This window comes from Paracoccus versutus, assembly GCF_029909795.1.
GTDB lineage: Bacteria > Pseudomonadota > Alphaproteobacteria > Rhodobacterales > Rhodobacteraceae > Paracoccus > Paracoccus versutus.
Window position 1 is genome coordinate 2,485,737 of sequence record NZ_CP038197.1, and the last position, 23,047, is coordinate 2,508,783.

23 protein-coding genes and 1 pseudogene are annotated in these 23,047 nt (G+C 68.9%); 13 read left to right on the forward strand and 11 right to left on the reverse strand.

From position 1 onward, the window contains the following. Positions 1 to 16 precede the first annotated feature (16 nt). The 7 genes from ttcA (at position 17) to E3U25_RS23670 (ending at position 7,553) form a co-directional block, all read left to right on the forward strand. Entirely contained in the window at positions 17 to 910 is an 894-nt protein-coding gene (ttcA, locus tag E3U25_RS23640; protein ID WP_116222900.1) for a tRNA 2-thiocytidine(32) synthetase TtcA, read from the forward strand. A gap of 60 nt (positions 911 to 970) precedes the next feature. Beyond that, the gene (locus E3U25_RS23645; RefSeq protein WP_116222899.1) at positions 971 to 2,251 is read left to right on the forward strand and encodes an EAL domain-containing protein; all 1,281 of its coding nucleotides are present in this window, start codon (positions 971 to 973) and stop codon (positions 2,249 to 2,251) included. 405 nt (positions 2,252 to 2,656) lie between these two features. Continuing rightward, positions 2,657 to 4,564 (forward strand): membrane protein insertase YidC, encoded by a 1,908-nt coding sequence (gene yidC / locus E3U25_RS23650; protein WP_072461572.1) that lies wholly within the window; start codon positions 2,657 to 2,659, stop codon positions 4,562 to 4,564. After that, on the forward strand, positions 4,561 to 5,319 hold the full coding sequence (locus tag E3U25_RS23655; protein ID WP_116222897.1) for an MOSC domain-containing protein: 759 nt from the start codon (positions 4,561 to 4,563) through the stop codon (positions 5,317 to 5,319). The genes yidC and E3U25_RS23655 overlap by 4 nt, the downstream gene beginning before the upstream one ends. Then, positions 5,316 to 5,966 (forward strand): ribosome biogenesis GTP-binding protein YihA/YsxC, encoded by a 651-nt coding sequence (gene yihA / locus E3U25_RS23660; RefSeq protein ID WP_036751778.1) that lies wholly within the window; start codon positions 5,316 to 5,318, stop codon positions 5,964 to 5,966. The genes E3U25_RS23655 and yihA overlap by 4 nt, the downstream gene beginning before the upstream one ends. A 61-nt stretch (positions 5,967 to 6,027) precedes the next feature. Then, positions 6,028 to 6,927 (forward strand): acetylglutamate kinase, encoded by a 900-nt coding sequence (gene argB, locus E3U25_RS23665; RefSeq protein ID WP_036751776.1) that lies wholly within the window; start codon positions 6,028 to 6,030, stop codon positions 6,925 to 6,927. Positions 6,928 to 7,034: 107 nt separating this feature from the next. Further along, the gene (locus E3U25_RS23670; protein ID WP_036751774.1) at positions 7,035 to 7,553 is read left to right on the forward strand and encodes a SixA phosphatase family protein; all 519 of its coding nucleotides are present in this window, start codon (positions 7,035 to 7,037) and stop codon (positions 7,551 to 7,553) included. On the opposite strand, the gene E3U25_RS23675 is transcribed toward E3U25_RS23670, so the two are convergent. Continuing rightward, positions 7,550 to 8,515, reverse strand: a complete 966-nt coding sequence (locus E3U25_RS23675; RefSeq protein WP_036751848.1) for a 1-phosphofructokinase family hexose kinase — start codon at positions 8,513 to 8,515, stop codon at positions 7,550 to 7,552. The two genes, E3U25_RS23670 and E3U25_RS23675, sit on opposite strands and share 4 nt — an antisense overlap. Next, entirely contained in the window at positions 8,515 to 8,922 is a 408-nt protein-coding gene (locus E3U25_RS23680) for a metallopeptidase family protein (RefSeq protein ID WP_036751772.1), read from the reverse strand. The genes E3U25_RS23675 and E3U25_RS23680 overlap by 1 nt, the downstream gene beginning before the upstream one ends. Positions 8,923 to 9,000: 78 nt before the next feature. Here E3U25_RS23680 and gltX point away from each other — a divergent pair, with 78 nt between their 5' ends. Then, positions 9,001 to 10,326 carry a glutamate--tRNA ligase gene (gltX, locus tag E3U25_RS23685; protein ID WP_116222896.1) on the forward strand — a complete coding sequence of 442 codons (1,326 nt, stop codon included), beginning with the start codon at positions 9,001 to 9,003 and terminating at the stop codon, positions 10,324 to 10,326. A gap of 804 nt (positions 10,327 to 11,130) precedes the next feature. Beyond that, the gene (gene tig / locus E3U25_RS23690; protein WP_036751768.1) at positions 11,131 to 12,465 is read left to right on the forward strand and encodes a trigger factor; all 1,335 of its coding nucleotides are present in this window, start codon (positions 11,131 to 11,133) and stop codon (positions 12,463 to 12,465) included. Positions 12,466 to 12,650: 185 nt separating this feature from the next. Here the strand turns inward: tig and E3U25_RS23695 are convergent, their stop codons facing one another. From E3U25_RS23695 to rpsF, 4 genes are all read right to left on the reverse strand, one after another. Further along, positions 12,651 to 13,385, reverse strand: coding sequence for a hypothetical protein (locus E3U25_RS23695; RefSeq protein WP_116222895.1), 735 nt, complete (start codon positions 13,383 to 13,385; stop codon positions 12,651 to 12,653). Positions 13,386 to 13,541: 156 nt separating this feature from the next. Beyond that, entirely contained in the window at positions 13,542 to 14,126 is a 585-nt protein-coding gene (rplI, locus tag E3U25_RS23700) for a 50S ribosomal protein L9 (RefSeq protein WP_036751763.1), read from the reverse strand. Between the two features lie 12 nt (positions 14,127 to 14,138). Continuing rightward, positions 14,139 to 14,366 carry a 30S ribosomal protein S18 gene (gene rpsR, locus E3U25_RS23705; protein ID WP_011747229.1) on the reverse strand — a complete coding sequence of 76 codons (228 nt, stop codon included), beginning with the start codon at positions 14,364 to 14,366 and terminating at the stop codon, positions 14,139 to 14,141. Positions 14,367 to 14,384: 18 nt separating this feature from the next. Continuing rightward, positions 14,385 to 14,789, reverse strand: a complete 405-nt coding sequence (gene rpsF / locus E3U25_RS23710; protein ID WP_036751761.1) for a 30S ribosomal protein S6 — start codon at positions 14,787 to 14,789, stop codon at positions 14,385 to 14,387. Between the two features lie 277 nt (positions 14,790 to 15,066). On the opposite strand from rpsF, the gene E3U25_RS23715 reads away from it, so the two are divergent. Further along, positions 15,067 to 15,648 carry a YceI family protein gene (locus E3U25_RS23715; RefSeq protein ID WP_072461593.1) on the forward strand — a complete coding sequence of 194 codons (582 nt, stop codon included), beginning with the start codon at positions 15,067 to 15,069 and terminating at the stop codon, positions 15,646 to 15,648. A 68-nt stretch (positions 15,649 to 15,716) separates the two neighbouring features. Here E3U25_RS23715 and E3U25_RS23720 read toward each other — a convergent pair whose 3' ends face one another. Beyond that, positions 15,717 to 16,739: a cytochrome-c peroxidase gene (locus E3U25_RS23720; RefSeq protein ID WP_052095761.1), complete on the reverse strand. Its 1,023-nt coding sequence runs from the start codon at positions 16,737 to 16,739 to the stop codon at positions 15,717 to 15,719. A gap of 191 nt (positions 16,740 to 16,930) precedes the next feature. On the opposite strand from E3U25_RS23720, the gene prfA reads away from it, so the two are divergent. The 3 genes from prfA to E3U25_RS23735 all read left to right on the forward strand — a co-directional run bounded on the left by prfA (position 16,931) and on the right by E3U25_RS23735 (position 19,864). Continuing rightward, complete coding sequence (gene prfA, locus E3U25_RS23725; protein ID WP_036751759.1) at positions 16,931 to 17,986, forward strand: peptide chain release factor 1; 1,056 nt, start codon at positions 16,931 to 16,933, stop codon at positions 17,984 to 17,986. A 4-nt stretch (positions 17,987 to 17,990) separates the two neighbouring features. After that, on the forward strand, positions 17,991 to 18,818 hold the full coding sequence (gene prmC / locus E3U25_RS23730) for a peptide chain release factor N(5)-glutamine methyltransferase (RefSeq protein ID WP_116222894.1): 828 nt from the start codon (positions 17,991 to 17,993) through the stop codon (positions 18,816 to 18,818). A gap of 245 nt (positions 18,819 to 19,063) precedes the next feature. Continuing rightward, complete coding sequence (locus E3U25_RS23735) at positions 19,064 to 19,864, forward strand: DUF4167 domain-containing protein (protein ID WP_116222893.1); 801 nt, start codon at positions 19,064 to 19,066, stop codon at positions 19,862 to 19,864. A 3-nt stretch (positions 19,865 to 19,867) separates the two neighbouring features. Here E3U25_RS23735 and rsmA read toward each other — a convergent pair whose 3' ends face one another. The 4 genes and pseudogenes from rsmA to E3U25_RS23755 form a co-directional block, all read right to left on the reverse strand. Then, complete coding sequence (gene rsmA, locus E3U25_RS23740) at positions 19,868 to 20,716, reverse strand: 16S rRNA (adenine(1518)-N(6)/adenine(1519)-N(6))-dimethyltransferase RsmA (RefSeq protein WP_072461566.1); 849 nt, start codon at positions 20,714 to 20,716, stop codon at positions 19,868 to 19,870. Then, a complete protein-coding gene (gene pdxA / locus E3U25_RS23745; protein ID WP_116222892.1) occupies positions 20,713 to 21,681 on the reverse strand; it encodes a 4-hydroxythreonine-4-phosphate dehydrogenase PdxA in 969 nt (322 codons plus the stop codon). The genes rsmA and pdxA overlap by 4 nt, the downstream gene beginning before the upstream one ends. Positions 21,682 to 21,748: 67 nt before the next feature. Next, positions 21,749 to 22,564 carry a peptidylprolyl isomerase gene (locus E3U25_RS23750; RefSeq protein WP_255469689.1) on the reverse strand — a complete coding sequence of 272 codons (816 nt, stop codon included), beginning with the start codon at positions 22,562 to 22,564 and terminating at the stop codon, positions 21,749 to 21,751. Positions 22,565 to 22,639: 75 nt separating this feature from the next. After that, positions 22,640 to 23,041, reverse strand: a pseudogene (locus E3U25_RS23755) (SurA N-terminal domain-containing protein); the annotation flags it as partial. Positions 23,042 to 23,047 lie beyond the last annotated feature (6 nt).

Here is a 23,047-nt window from a genome sequence, read left to right on the forward strand (position 1 = left end):
CGACAAGGATCGACAGATGCGGGACGAGACCGGCGAAACCCAGGACCATGAGGCGGAGGAGATCCATCCGCTGTTTCGCGGGGCGTCCGGCTCGACCGAGTTCCGCAAGCTGCGCAAGCGCCTGGTGCGCGAGACCCGCGCCGCGATCGAGACCTATGACATGATCCGCCCCGGCGACCGCTGGCTGGTCTGCCTGTCGGGCGGCAAGGACAGCTATACGCTGCTGGCCGTGCTGCACGAGCTGAAATGGCGCGGCCTGCTGCCGGTCGAACTGCTGGCCTGCAACCTCGATCAGGGCCAGCCGGGTTTTCCGGCGACGGTGCTGCCGCAGTTCCTGACCGAGCGCGGCGTGCCGCATCGCATCGAATACCAGGACACCTATTCCATCGTGAAGGAAAAGGTGCCCGCGGGCCGGACCTATTGCAGCCTGTGTTCGCGGCTGCGGCGCGGCAATCTCTATCGCATCGCCCGCGAAGAGGGCTGCCAGGCCGTGGTGCTGGGCCATCACCGCGACGACATCCTGGAAACCTTCTTCATGAACCTGTTCCACGGCGGCAGGCTGGCCTCGATGCCGCCGAAGCTGCTGAACGAGGAAGGCGACCTGAACGTGTTGCGCCCGCTGGCCTTCGTGGCCGAGGCCGATTGCGACCGCTTCGCCCGAGCGATGAACTATCCGGTGATTCCCTGCGACCTTTGCGGCAGCCAGGAGGGCTTGCAGCGCATGCAGGTCAAGAAGCTGCTGGACGAATGGGAAACGCGGGCGCCCGGCCGGCGCCAGGTCATGTTCCGGGCGCTGATGAACGTGCGCCCCTCGCATCTGCCGGACCCCAAGCTGTTCGATTTCACGTCGCTGATACCGGACATGTCGGATTTTAGCGAAAAAGACGTGCCGATCCTGCGCGAACATTAACGGAACGAAAAGCTTCGTCGGCCTAGGTTGCGATCCGTGCAACAAGATTCGGATCAGGCAATGGCTTACGGAATCGCTGGGGCTGCCTCGGGGCTGGCAAGGCTGGTCAGGGGGCAGGGTGCGGCGCAGTGCAGAACCCGGCTCGCGCTGGTGCTGCGGGTCGAGAATGTCGAGATGCTGCGCGCCAGCATCGGCCCCGCCCTGCTGGAGCAGATGCTGGACAGGCTCTTGCTGCGGCTGGTGGCGGAGCTGCGGCTTTTGCCGCAGGGCCGCAGCCAGGGCTGTGGCGAGATCCTGGGGCTATTCGCCATCGGCCGCCAGCAGGCGGTGCCGGGCCTGCTGGCGCGGCTGCAGGCCATCTGCGCGGAGGGGATCGTGCTGCCGGACCTGCGCATCTGTCCGGTGATGAACGCCGCCATCGTCAGCGACGAGGCCGGCCGGCAGGAGGCCGCGGCGCTTTACGCCCATGGCCGCATGGCCTTGCAGGGGCTGAGCCCGTTTTCGGCCGCGGGCCAGATCCGCTTCGTCGAGACGGGGGCGCAGGTCGAGCCGGGCGGGCTGGCGGTCTCGGCGCTCGACCGGGTGGGGGTGCTGTTCCAGCCCCAGCTTTGCTGCGACACCGGGCAGGTCCGGGCGCTGCGGGCCTTGCCGCGGATGCGGATGGACGATGGCGAGGGCTGCGATCTGGCCGAGGTGGCGCCTCGGCTCGACGACGCGGTGCTGGGGCAGGTCGTGGCCGAGCTGCTGCGCCAGGCTTTCGCCGGCCTGCGCGGCTGGGATCGCCTGGGCAGGCCGGTGCCGCTGCTGTCCCTGCCGCTGTCCGACCGCATGCTGGGCGATGCCGCCATCGCCGACACGATCCTGTGGGAACTGGACCGCAACGACCTGGCCCCGCAGCGGCTGGAAATCGAGGTGAGCGAGCCGATCGGCCGCGGCGGCGGCCGCATGCCGGTGACCGCCAGCCTGCAGCGCCTGACCGCCGCGGGCTGTTCGCTGGCCCTGGGCGGGTTCGGCACCGGCAGCGCCGGCCTGGACGACCTGCGCCGCTTCGGCATCGGCCGGGTGCGGATCGGGCGCGAGTTCATCGCCGGCTGCGACCTGCGTGCCGACCAGCAACGCATGATCCTGGCCATCCTGGCCCTGGCGGAACACCTGGGCCTGGCGACCGTCGCCGACGGGGTGGCCACGCAGGAAGAGAACGCCTTCCTGGCCCAGATCGGCTTCAACGCGGTGCAGGGACCGGCGGTGGCGCTGCCGCTGGACGCATCGGCGGTGGACGATTTCCTGCTGGACCGCGACCATGCGCTGCCCGCGCCCTTCGAGCTGCGCCGCAAGGCATGAAGGCCGGGGGCGGTCGCGCCGCCGGGGGCAGGCTTGGCCCCGCGGGCGGCATGCGCCGAACGCCATCTGACCGCCCCGCCTCATGCGGGACTGGCAAGCTTCGCCCGCGCGGGGCATGCGCTTCGCTGGCCGGGAGCCGAAGGGCGGCTTCACGCCGGCAAGCTTCGCCCTTACGCACGCCATGCGCCTGGGCGCCAGGACGCGCCTTGGCGGCGGCCCGGCAAGTCAGGGGCCGGACGGACAGACCGGACGGGCCGAGTCGAATAGGGGGTCGGGACAGGCGGGGCGTCGCGTCGGGATGGAAACCGACCCGGTTTTCGGGCAAATTCCCTTGACCTTTGCCAGTCGCTTCTGTTGAAGCGGCCCGAACCCTCAGACTGGGTGACGACGAAGGGCTGGTCCGGCATGCAAGACAACAACCGCAACCTCATCCTGGCGATGGTGCTTTCCGCCCTCGTCATGCTCGTCTGGTCGATCTTCTTCGCCCCCGAGCCGGTGCCGCCCGCGCAGGATACGGTGCCGGCCAGCACCCAAGGCGCAGCCCAGCCCGAGACCGGAGCCCCCGCGACGCCCGGCGCGGTGCCGCAGGGCGCGGCGCCGGAACTGGAAGCCGCGGCAACGAGCAGCGACCCTTCCGCCAATGCCGGGCGGGTCAGGATCGAATCCCCTTCGCTCGCGGGCACGATCTCGCTGGCGGGCGGCCGCGTCGACGACCTGGAACTGACCGGCTATCACGAGACGCTGGATCCCCGCTCGCCCTTTGTCCGCCTACTGTCGCCAACCGCGCAGACCACCGTGCGGGCCGAAGGCAGCCCGGTCGCGCCGGGCGGCAATGCCGAGGTCGCGGTGCAGAAACCCTATTACGCGGTCTATGGCTGGATGCCGGCCGCCGGCACCGATCCCGCCCTGGTCCCCGGCCCGGCCACGGTGTGGGAGGTCGAATCCGGCTCGACCCTGGCCCCCGGCCAGCCGGTCACGCTGCGCTGGGACAATGGCGCCGGCCAGATCTTCCGCCGCACCTATGAACTGGACGACAAGTTCCTGTTCACCGTGACCCAGACGCTGGAAAATACTGCGGCCGCCCCCTTCTCGGCGGCGCCCTATGGCATCCTCGCGCGCCACGGCAAGCCCGACACCCAGAACTTCTTCGTCCTGCACGAGGGCGCGGTCGGCATGACCGACGGCAAGCTGCTGGAAGAAAAATACAAGGACATGGCCAAGCTCGACCCGCTGCCGGGCGAGGGGCCGGCGCAGCTGATCGAGGTGCAGGAAAACGGCTGGATCGGCTTTACCGACAAGTACTGGATGACCACGCTGGCGCCTGCGCCCGGCCAGTCCTTTACCGCGGTGGTGAAATACGCCCCCGGCGCCGACATCTACCAGGCCGAGGCGCGGATGCCGGTGCAGACCGTCGCCCCCGGCGCGACCGCCACCAGCGCGAGCTATCTGTTCGCCGGCGCCAAGGTCTGGGAGGTCATCAACGGCTACCAGGAAGCCCCCGGCATCGACCGTTTCGTCGATTCGATCGACTGGGGCTGGTTCTATTTCCTGACCAAGCCGATCTTCCGCCTGCTGCACTGGCTGCACGGCATGATCGGCAACATGGGCTGGGCGATCATCGCGCTGACCTTCGTGCTGAAGCTGTTGGTCTTCCCGCTGGCGCGCAAGTCCTACATCTCGATGGCCAAGATGAAGGAACTCCAGCCCGAGATGGAGGCCGTCAAGCAGCGCACCGGCGACGACCGCATGAAGTTCCAGAAAGAGGTGATGGAGCTTTACAAGCGCGAAAAGGTGAACCCCGCCGCGGGCTGCCTGCCGGTGCTGCTGCAGATCCCGATCTTCTTTGCGCTCTACAAGGTGATCTTCGTCACCATCGAGCTGCGCCACGCGCCCTGGATCGGCTGGATCCGCGACCTTGCCGCGCCCGACCCGTCCAGCCTGTGGAACCTGTTCGGCCTGTTGCCCTGGGCGGCGCCGGGCCAGGGCAGCTTCCTGCACAGCTTCACCCTGCCGGTGCTGGCGATCCTGCTGGGCATCTCGATGTGGATGCAGCAGAAGCTGAACCCGGCCCCGACCGATCCGGCGCAGAAGATGATCTTCGCCTGGATGCCCTGGGTGTTCATGTTCATGCTGGGCGGCTTTGCCTCGGGGCTGGTGCTGTACTGGATCACCAACAACACCATCACCATCATCCAGCAGTACACCATCATGTCGATGCACGGCCACCGGCCCGACTTCTTCGGCAATATCCGCTCCAGCCTGCCGTCGCGGGCCAAGGCTGGGGACAAGGGCGGGGACAAGGGCGGCAAATGACCGCCCGCGTCGCCCGGATACGCCGGCACCCGATCAAGGCGATCGGCGGCGAGGATCTGCCCCGCACCCGGCTGGATGCGGCGCGGCGCCTGCCGGGCGACCGGCTCTGGGCGCTGCTGACCGAAGGGGGCGAGCGTCACGCCGGCGCGGTGCCGCAGCGTTGGCTGCCGAAATCCTGCTTCCTGCGCGGCGCGGCCTCGGCCGGGCTGCAGGCCGTTTGCGGCGGCTGGGGCGAGGGGGCGGAAGGCGGCCGCATCCGCCTGACCCATCCCGACCTGCCCGACCTGGACTTCGACCCCGAGGCCGAGGGGCCGCGGCTGGTCGAATGGGTGCGCCCGCTCTGGCCCCAGGACAAGCCGGCGCCGACGCGGCTGGTGCGCGGCCCGACCGGCTGGACCGACGTGAGCCAGCCCTGGATCTCGATCCTGTCGCTGTCGAGCCTTGCCGATCTGGAAGGGCGGCTGGGCCAGCCCCTTGGCATCGAGCGCTGGCGCGGGAACCTGTGGCTCGAGGGCTGGGCGCCCTATGCCGAGCGCGAGCTGATCGGCCATGTGCTGACCCTGGGCGGGGTCGAGCTGCGCGTGACCGAGACCATCGGCCGCTGCCCGGCGACCAGTGCCGACCCGACGACCGGCCGCATCGACATCGACATGCCCGAGGCGCTGGAGGCCCAGTTCGGCCATCGCGACTTCGGCATCTATGCCGAGGTGGTGACCGGCGGCGACATTGCCCTGGGTGACGAGGTGCGCGCATGAAGGTTGCCTTTCCCATCGCCCCCGAGCCCGATGCAGAAACCGCCGAGGCAGCGCGCAAGCTGTTCGCCGGCCCGGTCGATTTCCTGAAGGGCGTCGTCGCCATGGACGGGCTGCCGCCCGCCGACCGGCCCGAAGTCTGCTTTGCCGGCCGCTCGAATGTCGGAAAGTCCAGCCTGATCAACGCGCTGACCGGCCGCAACGGCTTGGCCCGCGCCTCGAACACGCCGGGCCGCACGCAAGAGATCAACTATTTCACCCTGGGCGAGCAGGCCTATCTGGTGGACCTGCCGGGCTATGGCTTTGCCAAGGCCCCGGTCGCGGTGGTGGCGAAATGGCAGGCGCTGCTGAAGAACTACCTGGCCGGCCGGCCGACCCTGCGCCGCGCCTTCGCGCTGATCGATTCGCGCCACGGCGTGAAGGACGTGGACCACGAGATCATGAAGCTGCTCGACCGCTCGGCCGTGCCTTTCCAGGTGGTGCTGACCAAGGCCGACAAGATCGGTGCGCAGGCCATGGAGGCGACGGTCGCGCAGGTGCAGGAGGCGCTGCAAAAGCACCCCGCCGCCTATCCCGAACTTGTGATCACAAGCTCGGACAAGGGGCAGGGCATCGCCACCTTGCGCGCCATCATAGCCGCTCTGGACTGATCGGCGCCCGCGTCCTAGGGTCGGGTGCGACGAACAGGGGCCCCTGATGAGAAAGCAGAACATGAACCGTGACTGGATCGCCACCGCCCGCACTCTTTCGGAAGCGCTGCCCTATATGCAGCGGTATTCGGGCGCGGTGGTGGTGGTGAAGTTCGGCGGCAATGCCATGGGCGACGACGAGGCGATGGCCGAGTTCGCCCGCGACATCGTGCTGATGCGGCAGGTGGGCATCCATCCGGTCGTCTGCCACGGCGGCGGGCCGATGATCAACGACCTGCTGGGCCGGCTGGGCATCGAAAGCCGCTTCGTGCGCGGCAAGCGCGTCACCACCCGCGAAACCGTCGAGGTGGTCGAGATGGTGCTGTCGGGCCTGGTCAACAAGCGCATCGTGCAGGCGATCAACGATGCCGGCGGCCGCGCGGTGGGGATTTCCGGCAAGGACGACGACCTGATGGTCTGCGAGCCGGACGACCCGGAGCTGGGCTTCGTCGGCCGCCCGGTCGAGATGAACGTGCAGATCATCCGCGACCTCTACAACGCCGGGCTGATCCCGGTCATCGCCCCGGTGGCGACGGGGATGGAGGATAACGAGACCTTCAACGTCAACGGCGACACCGCCGCGGGCGCGATCGCCGGCGCGCTCAAGGCCGACCGGCTGCTGCTGCTGACCGATGTCTCGGGGGTCAAGGACGCCTCGGGCGAGGTGGTGACGGCCATGCATCCCGACCAGGTGCGGGCGATGATCGCCGAGGGCACCATCGCCGGCGGCATGATCCCCAAGACCGAAACGGCGCTGAAGGCGCTGGAGGAAGGGGTGCGCGCCGTGGTGATTCTGGACGGGCGGGTGCCCAATGCCTGCCTGCTGGAACTGTTCACCGAACATGGCGCCGGCTCGCTGATCCGCTCGACCGAGCCGCGGGTCAAGCCGCGCGGCTTGCGCCAGGGCGACAGCGGCCTGTGAGCGGCGCGACGTTGCGCCCCAAAGAGAAGGCTTGCCCGCCCCGCGGAAGCTATGGCAGGCTCGGCGACGTCGCGTAATCTTAACCGCATGGCCGAAAAGGCAATTCGATGACTCCACTCGGGCACTGCCGTCTGATCCTGACCCGCCATGCGAAATCGTCCTGGGACGATCCGGCGCAGCCCGACCATGATCGGCCGCTGAATGCGCGCGGCCGCCGCTCGGCCCGCGAGCTGGGCGACTGGCTGGCCAGCCGCGGCTACGAGCCCGAGGAAGTGCTGTGCTCGACCGCCGAGCGCACGCGCGAGACCTGGGCCGGCATCGCCATGGCCCCGCTGGAGGTGCGGCCGCATATCCGCTACGAGCCCGGCCTTTACCACGCCGCGCCCGAGAAGATGCTGGAGATCCTCCGCAGCGCCTCGGCGCCGACGGTGATGATGATCGGCCACAATCCCGGCATCGCAGAATTTGCCGGTATGCTGCCGGCGCGCGCGCCGCTGGACCCGGATTTCCGCCGCTATCCGACGGCGGCGACGCTGGTCGTCGATTTCCAGATCGACGACTGGTCGGAACTGGCCCCGGCGCAGGGCAGCGTGCTGGACTTCGTGCGCATGGACGGCCGCGGCTAGCGCGGCCCCCGCATCTGCGTCACCACGCGGGCGGCGAACAGCCGCTCGACATCCTCGCCCCGGCACAGCTCGGTCGCCGGCGTCTGCACCGCGGCCGAGGCGGCGGCGGCCGCCAGCCCCAGCGCCTCGCCGACCGGCCAGCCGCGGGCATGGCCCAGGGTGAAGCCGGCAAGGAAGCTGTCGCCGGCGCCGACCTTGCTGACCACCTGCACCCGCGCGGCCTCGGCATGCCAGATGCCCTGGTCGGTGGCGATGATATTGCCGTCGCGGCCGCGCGCCACGATCACCCCATGCGCCGCCCCCGAGGCGACGAGGCTGGCCGCGAAACCCGCGGTGTCGGCGCGATAGGGCAGGGGATGGCCGGCCAGGCCCGCGGCCTCTTCGTCGTCCATGCGCAGGATCTCGACCCGGCGGTCGGTGGCGGCGGCGACCTCGGCCAGCGCCGGCCCCGAGGTGTCCACGACCAGCCGCGCGCCGGTCCCGCGCAGCCGCTCGGCCAGAAGCGCGGCAAAGCCCGCCGGCACGCCCGGCGGGTTCGAGCCGGACAGCACCACCAGCGCGCCGGGCTTGGCGGCGTCGGCGGCGGCCTCCAGCGCGGCCTCGACATCGGCCGCGGACCATTCCGGGCCGGGCATGACAAAGCGGTATTGCTGGCGGATGGTGCGGTCGTCCACGGTCAGGGACTGCCGCGTCTCGCCCGGTGCGGGCAGGGTCATCAGCGGGACGCCGGTTTCCGCCAGCAGTTCGGCGATGCGCTGCCCGGTGGCGCCGCCAAGCGCGACCAGCGCCGTGCTGTCGCCGCCCATGGCGCGGATCGCGCGGCTGACGTTGATGCCGCCGCCGCCCGGATCAAAGCGCGGCGCTTCGCAGCGCAGCTTGATGTCGGGCACCACCTGCCGCACGCCCGTGGTCACGTCCAGCGCCGGGTTCAGCGTGATGGTCAGGATCGGCGCCTGCTCCATCATTCCCACCAGCGGTCGATCGCGGCGATGTCGTCGTCGGACCAGCCGAAGTGATGGGCGAATTCATGCACCACGACATGGGCGACCAGCTGGCCCAGCGTCACGTCCCCGCGACTGGCCCATTCGTCCAGGATGGCGCGGCGGAACAGCCAGACCGTGTCGGGAAAATGCTGCGGGTCGCTGGGCGATTTCTCGGTCATCGGCACGCCGTCGTAAAGCCCGGTCAGCTCCAGCGGGTCGTCGATCTCCAGCTCGTCCAGGAATTCCTCGCTGGCGAAATCCTCGATGCGCAGCACCACCTGGGCGGCGGGACCGGCGAATGCCGGCGGCAGGCCGGCGATGGCCTCGCGCGCCAGTTCCTCGATCATGGCCGCGTCGGGGGCCTCGGCATTCTTCCAGTCCAGCATCGGCTTACCTCTGTCTTTGGTCCCGATATGGACAAAAACCGCCGTTTGTGAAAGAGCGAAGCCGACAGGAGACCTCCCATGACCACCACCCGTTTCGCCCCTTCGCCCACCGGCCACATCCATGTCGGCAACCTGCGCACGGCGCTGATGAACTATCTGATCGCGCGCAAGGCGGGCGGCACCTTCATCCTGCGCCTGGACGATACCGACCGCGAGCGCAGCAAGCAGGAATATGCCGACGGCATCCAGCGCGACCTGGAATGGCTGGGCCTGACCTGGGACCGGATCGAGCGGCAGTCGGACCGCCTGGACCGCTATGCCCAGGCGGCCGAGGGGCTGCGCGCCGCCGGCCGGCTCTACGAGGTGTTCGAGACCCCGACCGAGCTGGACCTGAAGCGCAAGAAGCAGCTCAACATGGGCAAGCCCCCGGTCTATGACCGCGCCGGGCTGAAGCTTTCGCCCGAGGACAAGGACCGCCTGCGTGCTGAGGGCCGCGCCGGCTATTGGCGCTTCCTGCTGGACCAGGAGCGGATCGAATGGGCCGACGGCATCCTGGGCGAGATCTCGATCGACGCGGCCAGCGTTTCGGACCCGGTGCTGATCCGCGCCGATGGGCAGGTGCTTTACACCTTCGCCAGCTCGGTCGACGACGCCGACATGGGCGTGACCCATATCGTGCGCGGTGCCGACCACGTGACCAATACCGCGACGCAGATCCAGATCATCCGTGCGCTGGGGTCCGAGCCGCCGGCCTTTGCCCACCACAGCCTGCTGACCGGCGCGCAGGGCGAGGAACTGTCCAAGCGCCTGGGCACGCTGTCGATCCGCGACCTGCGCGAAAGCGGCGTGGCGCCCGAGGCGCTGTTGTCGCTGATGGCGCGGCTGGGGTCGTCGCAGCCGGTCGAGCTGCGGATGTCGCTGGACGAACTGGCCGAAGGGTTCGACTTGTCGCAATTCGGCGCCTCGCCCACCAAGTTCGACGCCGAGGATCTGTGGCCGCTGACGCGCGAGGCGAACCAGTCGCGCCCCCTTGCCGAGGTCAGGGACCGCATCGCCGCGCTTGGCGTGCCCGACGAGCTGGCCGAGCGGTTCTGGCGCGTCGCCTCGCAGAACATCACCCGGCTGGACGACCTGGCCGGCTGGTGGCAGATCTTCTCGCAGGGGGCCGAGCCGCAGATCGATCCCGAGGACGCCGATTTCATCGCCGAGGCGATGAAGCTGCTGCCGCCGCCGCCCTATACCGACGCGACCTGGGGCGAGTTCACCAATGCGGTCAAGCAGGCGACCGGCCGCAAGGGCAAGGGCCTGTTCATGCCGCTGCGCAAGGCCCTGACCGGCCAGGCGCATGGGCCGGACATGTCCGAGGTCATGCCGCTGTTGCAGGTCGTGCGCGCGCGCGGCTGAGCCCGCGGCGGACCCCATGCGAAAAGGCCGCCTGCAGGGGCGGCCTTTGCCGTTTCAATGTCGATTCAAGGCCGACCGGACCCTGCTGCGAGAGGGGGCCGGTTTCGACCTTTTTGTCTGATATATCCAGATGCGGGAATCGCCAGGGGCGAGTCGGGCCGAACCATGCCCAATAATGACGCAACCAGGACAGAGGGAATCCCGCAATCCCTTGCCGGCGCACAACCGGGCGGGAACAAGGATGCGCACCCGCCCGGTCAGTTTTGAACACATGACCAAAGAACCGTTTACCGAGGTTAACAAACAACCGCTTACGCAACGATGCCTGTATGCACCGCCGGGGCGGGGAAGGGAATATATCCATAAGTTAGGTTGCGTTTGCTGACCTAATAATGGCAGTCCGTTGATATTCCGGCGGCTGCAACTTGCGGCTGCAAGACGGGCCTCCTGGCGGAAGATCGCTCATCCCGGTTGCCCTTGCGTCAACCGATCCGGGCGCATGGGCTAGGGTGGATGAGGCGATAATGCACAATTCAACCAAGAGGTGTGGCGGCGCTTTTCGCTCTCGCGTCGGGGGCGGGGGGGCTGGGCGGTTTCTGGCAGGATACCTGGCGGCGCGCGGCTTGCGACGGCGCGCGAAACCCGGCGGGAGGGCGGCGATTCCCGCCTTCCTCCTTGCTATGCGGGCCGAAATCCCATAGCTAGCGCGCTGAAACAGGCGGAGGCGCGGGACGGCAGGTTCCGGCGCCGGCGAGGCTGTAATGCCTCGGACCCGCACGATGGTTCGTGGATGAAGGAAGACAAATGCAGGTCAAGGAAACCCAGAACGAAGGGCTGAAGCGGGGCTATGAATTCACCCTGCCTGCGGCCGATCTGGCGGCGCAGGTGGATGCGAAGCTGAAAGAGGCCCAGCCCGAGGTCGAGATGAAGGGCTTCCGCAAGGGCAAGGTGCCGATGGCGCTGCTGAAGAAGCAGTTCGGCCAGCGCATCATGGGCGATGCCATGCAGGAGGCCATCGACAAGGCGCTGCGCGACCACCTGGAGAAATCGGGCGACCGTCCCGCCCTTCAGCCCAAGATCGAAATGGTCAACGGCGAGACCTGGAAAGAGGGCGACGATGTCGTCGTCACCGTCGCCTATGAGGCGCTGCCCGCCATCCCGGAAACCGACCTGTCCGGCGTCGAGCTGGAGCGGCTGGTGGTGGAGGCCAGCGAGGAGCAGGTGACCGAGGCGCTGGAGAACCTGGCCAAGAACGCCCAGAGCTTCGAGGACCGCAAGAAGGGCACCAAGGCCAAGGACGGCGACCAGGTCGTGATCGACTTCAAGGGCATGGTCGACGGCGAAGCCTTCGAGGGCGGCTCGGCCGAGGATTATCCGCTGGTGCTGGGCTCGGGCAGCTTCATCCCCGGCTTCGAAGAACAGCTGGTCGGCGCCAAGGCCGGCGACGAGATCAAGGTCGAGGTGAAATTCCCCGAGGATTACGGCCATCCGGCCCTGGCCGGCAAGGACGCCATCTTCGAGACCACCGTCAAGGCGGTGAAGGCCCCGAAAGCGGCCGAGATCGACGACGAACTGGCCAAGAAATTCGGCGCCGAAAGCCTGGACGCGCTGAAGGGCCAGATCCGCGAGCGGCTGGAGGCGGAATACAAGGGCGCCTCGCGCCAGGTTCTCAAGCGTGCGCTGCTGGACAAGCTGGACGAGCTGGTCAAGTTCGACCTGCCCGATTCGCTGGTCGAGGCCGAGGCGCATCAGATCGCGCACCAGCTCTGGCACGAGGAACACCCCGAGGAGCATGGCCATAACCATGGCGAGATCGAGCCGACGGACGAGCACAAGACGCTTGCCGAGCGCCGCGTCCGCCTGGGCCTGCTCTTGGCCGAGATCGGCCAGAAGGCCGAGATCACCGTCTCGGACCAGGAGATGACCCAGGCCGTGCTGCGCCAGGCGCGTCAGTATCCCGGCCAGGAGCGCGCCTTCTTCGAGTTCATCCAGCAGAACCCGCAGGCGCAGCAGCAGCTGCGCGCGCCGCTCTTCGAGGACAAGGTCGTCGACCATATCGTCGAGGGCGCCAAGGTTTCGGAGAAATCCGTGACCAAGGAAGAGCTGGAAAAGGCCATCGAGGCGCTGGATCAGCTCTGATCCGCTGCCTTGCCGCGAAAAGAAGGGCCGTCCCGCGGGGGCGGCCTTTTTCATTGCCGCGCCCCGCTGGCCAGGGCGGGGCGCGGGGCGCGGTGGCGCAGATGGGTATTTATGCAACGAAGAAGCCGGACAGCCGAGCCGCAGCGCGCTGCTGGCGGCACCGGCTGGTCAAGGGCCGTTCCGCGTCAGAGCCGGTGAAGGCGCGGGTCGTGATCGGCCGGGCCGCCGGGGTCCGGGCCCTCCATCGGGTCGTGCAGCAGCGGGTCGTCGCGCAGGTCCGGCATATGCGCCTCGCGGCGCGGCTTGCGGGGTTGCGGCGCGGGTTTGCGGTCGATGATGTCGCGGATGATCGCCGCGGCATCGCCGAATTCCTGCACGATGGCGCTGGCCTGGCCCGCGACCGAGCGGAAGCCGGTCACGGCGGCGGTCAGCGCCTGCATCACGTTCTCGACGCCGCTGGTCAGGTTGGCGGTATTGGCCTCGACCTCTTGCAGCAGGCTTTGCCGCGGCGGGCGGCGCCGGCCCTGCGGGACAGGCCGGGCGGGTTGCGCCTTGGGCCTGGGCTCGTGCGGGGCTTTCGGGGCCTGGCGCGGGGTGCCTGCGCCGCGCGGGCGGGCGGGGCCGTCGTCGTCCGAGACCAGGTCGATCAGGTGCCGCGCCGCGATCACCGTGCCGGCGGTCAAGGTCGCGGCCACCAGCCCGGTGCCGCCCCAGACCAGCCATTTTGCCCCGCGCGAGGGGCGCGGCCATGGATGGCTGCCGTCGGGCGAGACATCGCCATGCGGCGGGATGCGGCGCGATTCCACCGGGCCCGGTGGCCGGCGATGCCCCTCGGGGACCGGGCGGGGACCGAAGCGGGTCTGGCTGGTCTCGTCGGCCGGGGTACGGGTGATGGGCGGCTGGTCGTCCTGGTGATGCATGCCGGCAAATCCTCTGGCGAAGGGCGCTTTGCGTTTCAACCCCGCAGCCCGGCGAATGTTCCGCCGAACCCGCGGCGCAAGCAAGGGGTGCTGCCATGCGGGCATGAAAAAACGCGCCGGTTGCGGCGCGTTTTCCCTGTTCCGGCAAAGGCGCGATCAGTTCGCGGCTTCGTCCTCGTCGCGGCCGGCCGAGCCGATGTCGTCGAAAAGCTCGGCGATCTCGAATTCGGCGGCGGCTTCCTCTTCGGCGGCCAGTTCCTGGATCGACTTGCCCGAGGCTTGCAGCTCGGCCTCTTCGGGCGAGCGGGCGACGTTCAGCTTGATGATGACATCGACTTCCGGGTGCAGATGCACGCGGACCTCGTGCAGGCCCAGATCCTTGATCGGGGCGGTCAGGACGACCTGGCGGCGCTCGATCGCGAAACCTTCGGCATTAGCGACATCGGCGGCGTCGCGCGGCGTGACCGAGCCATAGAGCGCACCCGCGTCCGAGGCGGAGCGGATGATGACGAAGGTCTGGCCGTCGAGCTTCTGGGCGGTCTTTTCGGCTTCGGCGCGGGTTTCGTCGTTGCGCGAGGCGAGTTCGGCCTTGCGGGCTTCAAACGCCTGGATATTGGCGTCCGAGGCGCGCAGCGCCTTGCCCTGCGGCAAGAGGTAGTTGCGCGCGAAACCGTCCTTGACCTTCACGACTTCGCCCATCTGGCCCAGCTTGGCCACGCGTTCCAGCAGGATGACTTGCATGATCGTCTCTCCTTACTTCACGGCATAGGGCAGCAGGGCGAGGAAGCGGGCGCGCTTGATGGCGCGCGCCAGTTCGCGCTGCTTCTTGGCCGAGACGGCGGTGATGCGCGAGGGCACGATCTTGCCGCGTTCCGAGATGTAACGCTGAAGCAGGCGCGTGTCCTTGTAGTCGATGGCGGGGGCGTTGTCGCCCGAGAAGGGGCAGACTTTCCGGCGGCGGAAGAAGGGTTTGTTGGCCATGATCCTGGTTCCTTTCCCTTAGTTCCGGTCGTCGCGGTCGCGACGCTCGCGACGCTCGCCGCGATCCCCGCGGTCGCCACGATCCCCGCGCTCGCGCTCGTCGCGCTTCTGCATCTGGACCGAGGGGCCGTCCTTGTGCTCGTCCACGCGGACGGTCAGCACGCGCATGACGTCGTCATGCAGGCGGGCCAGGCGCTCCATCTCCTGCACGGCGGCCGAGGGGGCGTTCGAGCGCAGGAAGGCGTAATGGCCCTTGCGGTTCTTGTTGATCTTGTAGGCAAGCGTGCGCACGCCCCAGTATTCGTTGTCCACGACCTTGCCGCCATTGTCGGCGATCACGGTCGAGAAATGTTCGATCAGCCCCTCGGCCTGCGCGTTCGACAGGTCCTGGCGGGCGATCAGCACATGCTCGTAAAGCGGCATGTCTGCACCTTTCATCGGGGCGCACTTCAACGGCGGGACAGCCCTTCCGCGCCCCGCCACGAGAGGCTGCGCCGGTTTCGCATTTGCGGAAGGATGCGGCCTTATAGCGGGCAGGCCGGGGAATGCAAGGATAAATGCCCGGAAACCCCGGAAAGTCGCCCCTGCGGCGATACTGTTTCCGCGCTGCGGCGAAACACGAAAATGTCAGGAAACCCTTGTTGATGCGCGGGCATTTTCTGGCAGAACCATCATGATCTTTTTCAATCGGGAGTTCAGCATGAAATCCATCCTCGCCCCTGTCGCCGCGATCGGCCTGCTTGGCGCCAGTGCCGCGATGGCCGAGCCCGTGGTCTATGACTTCGACCCCTCGCACAGCCAGGTCGTCTTTGAATACAACCACATGGGCTTTTCGAGCAGCACCGGCATCATCAACGGCGTCACCGGCAAGTTGACGCTGGATGCCGAGAACCCGGCCAATTCCAGCGTCGAGGCGACCATCCCGCTGTCCGGGCTGCGCACCGTCTCCGAGGAGCTGGACAAGCACCTGTTCGGGCCGGATTTCTTCAACACCGATGCCAGCGGCGCCGTCGCGACCTTCAAGTCGACCAAGGTCGAGCCCGAGGACGACAAGGAGGCGAAGGTCACCGGCGATCTGACGCTGAACGGCGTGACCAAGCAGGTGGTGCTGGATGTCGACCTGAACCAGATTGCCGCCCATCCCATGACCGGCAAGGAGGCCGCCGGCTTCGATGCCGAGGCCGAGATCAAGCGTTCCGAGTTCAACCTGGGCAAGTTCGCCCCGGCGGTCGAGGACGAGGTCGAGATCAAGATCACCGTCGAGGCCGTCAAGGCCGAGTGATCCGCCGGCCGGACCGCAAGCAAAAGGGGCCCCGCGAGGGCCCCTTTTCGTGTCTCGCCTGCCGCGCCTTACATCGGCGTGGGCAGCGGCGTGGAGTCGGTGCGCACCGGCAGGATCGGGTGGTCGATCACCGGCTGATCGCCGGTCAGCGTGCCCAGGAAGGCGGTGATGTCGTCGGCCTGCTCATCGGTCAGCTCGGTGCCAAGTTGCGCCGAGGACATGATCTGCACCGCTTCCGCCAGATCCCAGACCACGCCCGAGTGGAAATAGGGCGCGGTCAGCGCGACGTTGCGCAACGGCGCGGCGCGGAAGACATATTCGTCGTCAACGGTCTGGCTGATCTCGTAGCGGCCCCTGTCGCCGGCGGGCAGCACCTCGGCGCCGGGCTTGGCGATCAGGCCGAAGGGATGATAGTCCTGCCCGCCGAAGTTCACGCCATAGTGGCAGGCGGTGCAGCCGGTTTCGATGAAGGCTTGCAGCCCGCGTTTTTCCTGGTCGGTCATCGCTGCATCGTCGCCGGCAAGGAAGCGGTCGAAGGCGCTGTTGGGCGTGACCAGCGTGGCCTCGAACTGCTCGATCGCGATGGCGAAATTGTCGAAGGTCACCGGGTCCGCTTCGTCGGGGAAGGCGGCCTTGAAGGATTCGACATATTCCGGCATCGAGTTGATGGTCTTGACCACCTGGTCGGGGGTGTTGCTCATCTCGACCCCGGCCTGGACCGGACCCTTGGCCTGTTCGGCAAGGTCGCCGGCGCGGCCGTCCCAGAATTGCGCGGCGTTGAAGATCGCGTTCAGCATGGTGGGGGCGTTGCGCGGCCCTTTCTGCCAGCCGTGCCCGATCGAGGTCGGCAGGCCGTCCACACCGCCAAGGCCGACGTTGTGGCAGGTCTGGCACGAGATCAGCCCGGAGCTGGACATGCGCGGGTCGAAGAACAGCACCTTGCCCAGTTCGATCTTCTCGGCGGTCAGAGGGATGCCTTCGGGATTGTCCTCGGTCTGCTTGATGGCGGTCATCTTTTCGGGAATCGCCTCGAACACCCCCTTGGCTTCCTCGCGCAGGGCGCCGTTGTCGATGGCTTCAGTCTGCGCCATGACCGGCAGAGCGGACAGGGCAAGACTCGTCGCTGTCAGAAAGGGGACGAGTTTCACGTGGGGCCTCCTTTGGCTTGGTGGGCGCGTCTTGCAGCAATCTGCACCAAGACGGCCGGCCTTGCTTTGATCTGGGTCAGATGCCTGCAAGGTTCCGCCTTGTCGGCCCGCGGCTCAACAGCTAATTGCATCAAATGCTGCCGGAAGACCGCCTTGCCCAGATCGTCGCGCGTTTCGAATATCTCGAAGCGCGGCTGCACGCCGGGCCGGCGGCCGAGGAAATCGCCGCGATCAGCCGCGAATATGCGGAACTGAAGCCCGTGGTCGCGCAGATCGGCGAATGGCGCGCCGCGCAGGACGGCATCCGCGAGGCCGAGGCCCTGCTGGCCGATCCCGAGATGCGCGAGCTGGCGCAGGACGAATTGTCGCGCCTGCGCGCCGCGCTTCCCGAGCTGGAACATGCGCTGCGCATCGCGCTGTTGCCGCGCGACGCCGCCGATGCCCGCCCGGCCATCCTGGAGATTCGCCCCGGCACCGGCGGCGAAGAGGCGGCGCTGTTCGCCGGCGACCTGCTGGCCATGTATCGCCGCTTTGCCGAATCGCAGGGTTGGCAGTTCCAGATGCTCGAGTTGGCCGAATCCGACCTGGGCGGCGTGCGCGAGGCGGTGGCGCGGATCGAGGGCGAGGGGGTCTTCGCCAAGCTGAAATACGAATCGGGCGTCCACCGCGTCCAGCGCGTCCCCGAGACGGAATCGGGTGGCCGCATCCATACCAGCGCCGCCACCGTCGCCGTGCTGCCCGAGGCCGAGGCGGTGGATATCGACATCCCCGCCAGCGACATCCGCATCGACACCATGCGCGCCAGCGGCGCCGGCGGCCAGCACGTCAACACCACCGATTCGGCGGTGCGCATCACCCACCTGCCGACCGGCATCGTCGTGACCAGTTCGGAAAAGTCCCAGCACCAGAACCGCGCCAATGCCATGGCCGTGCTGCGCGCGCGGCTTTACGACATGGAGCGGTCGCGCGCCGATGCCGAGCGCGCCGCCGACCGCAAGAGCCAGGTCGGCTCGGGCGACCGCTCGGAACGCATCCGCACCTACAACTTCCCGCAGGGCCGGATGACCGATCACCGCATCGGCCTGACGCTCTATGCGCTTGACCGCATCATGCAGGGCGAGATCGGCGAGATCGTGGCGGCGCTGACCGCGCACGACCAGGCCGCGCGCCTGGCCGCGCAGGGCGCGTGATTCCATGACCGGGGCCGAGGCCCTGCGGCAAGGCGCCGCACGACTCGCCCAGGCCGGCGTGCCCGGCGCGGCCGAGGATGCCCGGCTGCTCCTGGCCCATGCCCTGGACCTGCCGCGCCACCACCTGGCTGCCGCGCTGGCTGCGCCGCTGCCGCCCGAGGCTCTGCGACGTTTCGACGCAACCCTGGCCGCCCGCGCCGCGCGCCAGCCGGTCAGCCAGATCCTGGGACGCCGCGCCTTCTGGAAGCACGAGTTCCGCGTGACCCGCGACACGCTCGATCCCCGCCCGGAAACCGAGACCCTGGTCGAGGCGGCGCTGGCCGGACCCTTTGCCTCGGTGCTGGACCTGGGCACCGGCACGGGGGCGATCCTGATCTCGCTTCTGGCCGAGCGGCCGGGTGCGCGCGGGCTTGGCACCGACATCTCGGCCGCCGCGCTGGAGGTGGCGCGGGAAAATGCCCGGACCGTGGGGGTTTGTGCGGATTTCCTTGAATCCGACTGGTTCGCCTCGGTCGCGGGGCAGTTCGACCTGATCGTCTCGAACCCGCCCTATATCGCGCTGGACGAGATGGCGCAGCTTGCGCCCGAGGTTCGGGAATGGGAGCCGCGGCAGGCCCTGACCGACGGGGCGGACGGGCTTTCCGCCTATCGCGCCATCGCCGCCGGGGCGCCCGCGCATCTGTCGCCCGGCGGCCGGCTGATGGTCGAGATCGGCCCCACGCAGGGCGCGGCCGTGGCGGCGCTGATGCGCGCAGCCGGGCTGGCCGAGCCCCGGATCCTGCCCGACCTGGATGGGCGCGACCGGGTCGTCGCCGCCCGCAAGCCGCTTTGATCCGGCAAGCTTCCGCGCCTTTCGCGGCTTTTGACGAAATTTTCGCTTGTAAGCGGCGCTGCGGCGTGTTTATTCGCAATTGTGACGGGGGCGCACCGCCCACGCACGGGTCAGTCATACTCAGATAATCCAGTTTTACTGGTGACGCGGGAGCCGGAGCAAACGCTGCGCCTGCGCTGACACCCGCCTTCGGAATGACCCCAACCTTAGCCGGCCCTTGCCGGACATAAACTGACAACAAGCTGATGAGATCATCCAAATCCCGTTCGCGTAACAAGTCGAACCGCCAGCGTTCGCTGGGCAATATCGTCAACCGCGTCTTCGATTCCTCGGGCCCCGAGGGCAAGGTGCGCGGCACGCCCCAGCAGATCATCGAGAAATACCTGACGCTCGCCCGCGACGCCCAGCTTTCCAACGACCGGGTGGCCGAGCAGAGCTTTCTTCAGCACGCAGAACATTACACCCGCATGCTGGGCGAGGCGCAGCGCGAGCAGGCCGAGCGCCAGGGCCACCAGCACCAGGGCCGCGACGACGATGCCCAGGACGGCAATGGCTCGGCTGCGTCCGAGAACGGCAATGGCCAGAACGGCCATCACGGCCACCGCCAGGACCGTCACGACCGGCGCGAGGATCGCCGCGACGAGCGTCGCGATGACCGCCGCGAGGAACGCCAGCAACCCGCCCCCCGCGCGGAAGAACGCGCCCAGCCCGCCGCCGCGCCCGCCGATTCCGGGCTGCCGCCGGTGATCGCTGCCGACGAGGATGCCGCCGGCCCGGTGGAAACCCCGGAAAGCGCCGTCCGGTCCGAAACCCCTGCCGAACCGACCCCGGCCGCACCGGCCCCCGCCGAGAACGCGGCAGCCGGGGAACCGGCCGCCGAGCCCGCCCCTGCGGCGCGCCGGCGCAGCAGCCGCACCACCGGGACGGCCGCGCCGCGCAGCCGCAAGAAACCGGCCGAGGAAGGTGCCAAGCCCCCGGCGAAAACCGGCCGCGGACAGGGTGCCAGGACGGCAAAGACCCAGGCCGAAAGCGCCTCCGGCGAATGATGCTCAGCGCGGCGCGGCGGCCAGGCCCCGCGCCAGCGCGCAGAATTGCTCCAGCCCGACCTCTTCGGCGCGGGCGGTGGGGGCGATGCCGGCCTGGAGCAGCAGCGATTCGATCTCGGGATGCAGCCCCTTCAGCGAGGCGCGCAGCATCTTGCGGCGCTGGTTGAAGCCCGCCGCCACCACCCGGTTCAGCACCGCCGGATCGGCCGGATAGCGCGGCTCGGGCAGGGCGGTCAGGTGGACGACCGCCGAATGCACCTTGGGCGCGGGAACAAAGGCTTCGGGCGGCAGGGTCATCACCACCCGCGCCTCGCTGCGCCATTGCGCCAGCACGGCCAGCCGGCCGTAAGCCTTGCCGCCCGGCTGCGCCACGATGCGCTCGGCCACCTCTTTCTGGAACATCAGCGTCAGCGACTGCCAGAAGGGCGGCCAGGCTGCCGGCGTCAGCCAGCGGATCAGCAATTCGGTGCCGACATTATAGGGCAGGTTCGCGACGATGCGGATCGGCGGCGACAGATGCGCCAGCGGATCGACCTCCAGCGCATCGCCATGGATCACCTCCAGCCGGCCGGGATAGGCGGCGGCGATCTCGGCCAGGGCGGGCAGGGCGCGGGCGTCCTTCTCGATCGCCAGCACATGCCGCGCGCCCTCGGCCAGCAAGCCGCGGGTCAGCCCGCCCGGACCGGGGCCGACCTCGATCACGTCGCAGCCGGTCAGGTCGCCGGCGGCGCGGGCGATCTTGGCGGTCAGGTTCAGGTCCAGCAGGAAATTCTGCCCCAGCTGCTTCTTGGCGCGCAACTCATGGCGCGCGATCACCTCGCGCAGCGGCGGCAGCCCGTCGATGGCGCTCATCGCCGCGCCGCCATCTCATGCGCCATGCGCAGGGCGGCGACGACGCTTTGCGCATCCGCGATGCCCTGGCCGGCGATGTCGAAGGCGGTGCCGTGATCAGGCGAGGTGCGCACGAAGGGCAGGCCCAGGGTCACGTTCACCCCGCCGGCGAAATCCAGCGTCTTGATCGGGATCAGCGCCTGGTCGTGATAGGCGCAGAGCGCTGCGTCGTAACGCGCCCGTGCTGCCGGATGGAACATGGTATCGGCCGGCAGCGGCCCGCGCAGGTCGAACCCCTCGCGCCGCAGCCGCTCGACCAGGGGCACCATCCAGCGTGCTTCCTCGTCGCCCATGACGCCGTTCTCGCCGGCATGGGGGTTCAGCCCGGCGATGGCCAGCCGTGGCTGCGCCAGGCCGAAATCGCGCCGCATCGCGGCATCGGTGGTGCGGATCGCCTGCTCCAGCCGCAGGGGCGTCAGCGCCAGCGGCACCTCGGACAGCGGGATGTGGATCGTCACCGGCACCACCCGGCAGGGCGGCTCGACACGGGTCGAGGCCAGCATCATCACCACCGGCACGTCGCCCGCCAGATGCGCCAGATATTCGGTATGGCCGGGAAAGCCGAAGCCGGCGCCGCGCTTCAGCGCCTCCTTGTTGATCGGCAGGGTGCAGATGCCGCCGGCCGCGCCGGACATGGCCAGGTCGACCGCGCGGGCGATGACCTCGACCACCGCCGGCGCATTGGCGGGATCGGGCCGGCCCGGCACCGCCGGCGCCGGGAAGTCATGGCGCAGCACCGCCAGCACGCCCTCGGCCACCGGCTCGCCCGGCGCCGCGACCTCGGCCCAGGCGGTGCCCTCGGGCAGATGCTGCGGATCGCCCAGGAACACGAAGGGCACGCCCGAGGCCAGCGCCTTGGGCGCAAGCTCCGGCCCGACGCCCGCCGGCTCGCCGCAGGTCAGGATGATGGGGCGGGCTTCAGTCATCTTCTCCGTTTCCCAAATACCCTCTGGGGGTCCGGGGGGCGAAGCGCCCCCGGTGGCTCAACCGGGCTCAAGGCCGCCGGATGATTGCATTGGCCCGCAACTCGGCCAGGTAGTTGTCGGCTGCCTGGCCGACCTTGCGGCTGAAGATCTGGCTGCGCATCTCTTCACGGTCCGGCAGCGTGTCGGGATCGGGCGCGGCGGCCGCCTCGCCCTCGGCCGTCACCGCCACCGCCACCGGCGCCTCCGCCGCGGCGCCGGAGGCCAGCAGCGCGGACTGGCGCTTGCACAGCATCAGCAATTCGGCCGCGCCGCCCTGGCTGACCACCGAGGTCTCATTGTCGTCCAGCACCGCCAGCCGCAGCGCCTCGGCGGCCGGGATCTGGCCTTGCGGCAGGGTCTGGCGCTGGATCTGCTCGGGCGGCAGGCCGCGGGCATGGACGAAAAGATCGGCGCAGCTGTCGGAAAGCGCCGCGATCCGGTTCGCCTCGGCCAGGCTGGCCAGCCGGAAGCGCACGTAGTCCAGCACCTGTTCCCTGGCGCCGGGACGCAGCGCGCCGCGGCTGTCGCGCAGGAAGAACAGCACCACCGCGCCCTCGACGGTCAGGGGCTGGCTGATCTGGCCGGGCTTCATCGACAGGATGATCGGCCGCAGCGAGGGCGGCAGGTTCTCCAGCGGCATCCAGGGCAGCCGCCCGCTTTCCTCGGCCGAGGGCGTCGCGGAATGCTGCCGCGCCGCCGCGGCGAAATCCGCCTCCGAGCGCACGCTCTGCACCAGCGATTCCGCCAGGCCCATGGCCTGCGCCTCCTGGCCGGGCGGCGCGGGGATGATCAGTTCGGACAGCGCGACATGGGTGATGCGCGGCGTCTCGATCAGGCGCTGCATTTCCTGGTCCAGCTCGGCGTCGCTGACCTGGACCTGCGGCACCAGGCGCTGGCGCACCACCTCGCGCCAGACAATGCCGGCGGCGACGAAATCGCGGAAGGTCTGCTGTTCGACCCCGGCCTGGGCCAGGGCGCGGGTGAATTCCTCGACGCCAAGATTGGCGCGGCCGGCGAACTCGGCCAGGCCGGCGTCGATCTGGGCGTCGCTGGCGGTGATGCCCATCTGGTTCGCGGCAAACAGGCGCAGCCGGTCGTCGATCAGCGCCTGCTCGGCCGAGGCGCGGTCGGCATCGGGCGCGCGCAGGATCTGCAGGAAGCGGATGCGCTGTTCCAGCTCATAGCGGGTGACGGCCGAATCGTTGACATAGACCAGCGGCTGGAACGGATTGCCCTGCGCAAAGGCCGGGGCCACCCCGCCTGCTGCCAGCATCGCGGCCATGGCCGCCCCCAGAAGAATTCGCCGCATCAGCTCCCTCGCCGCATG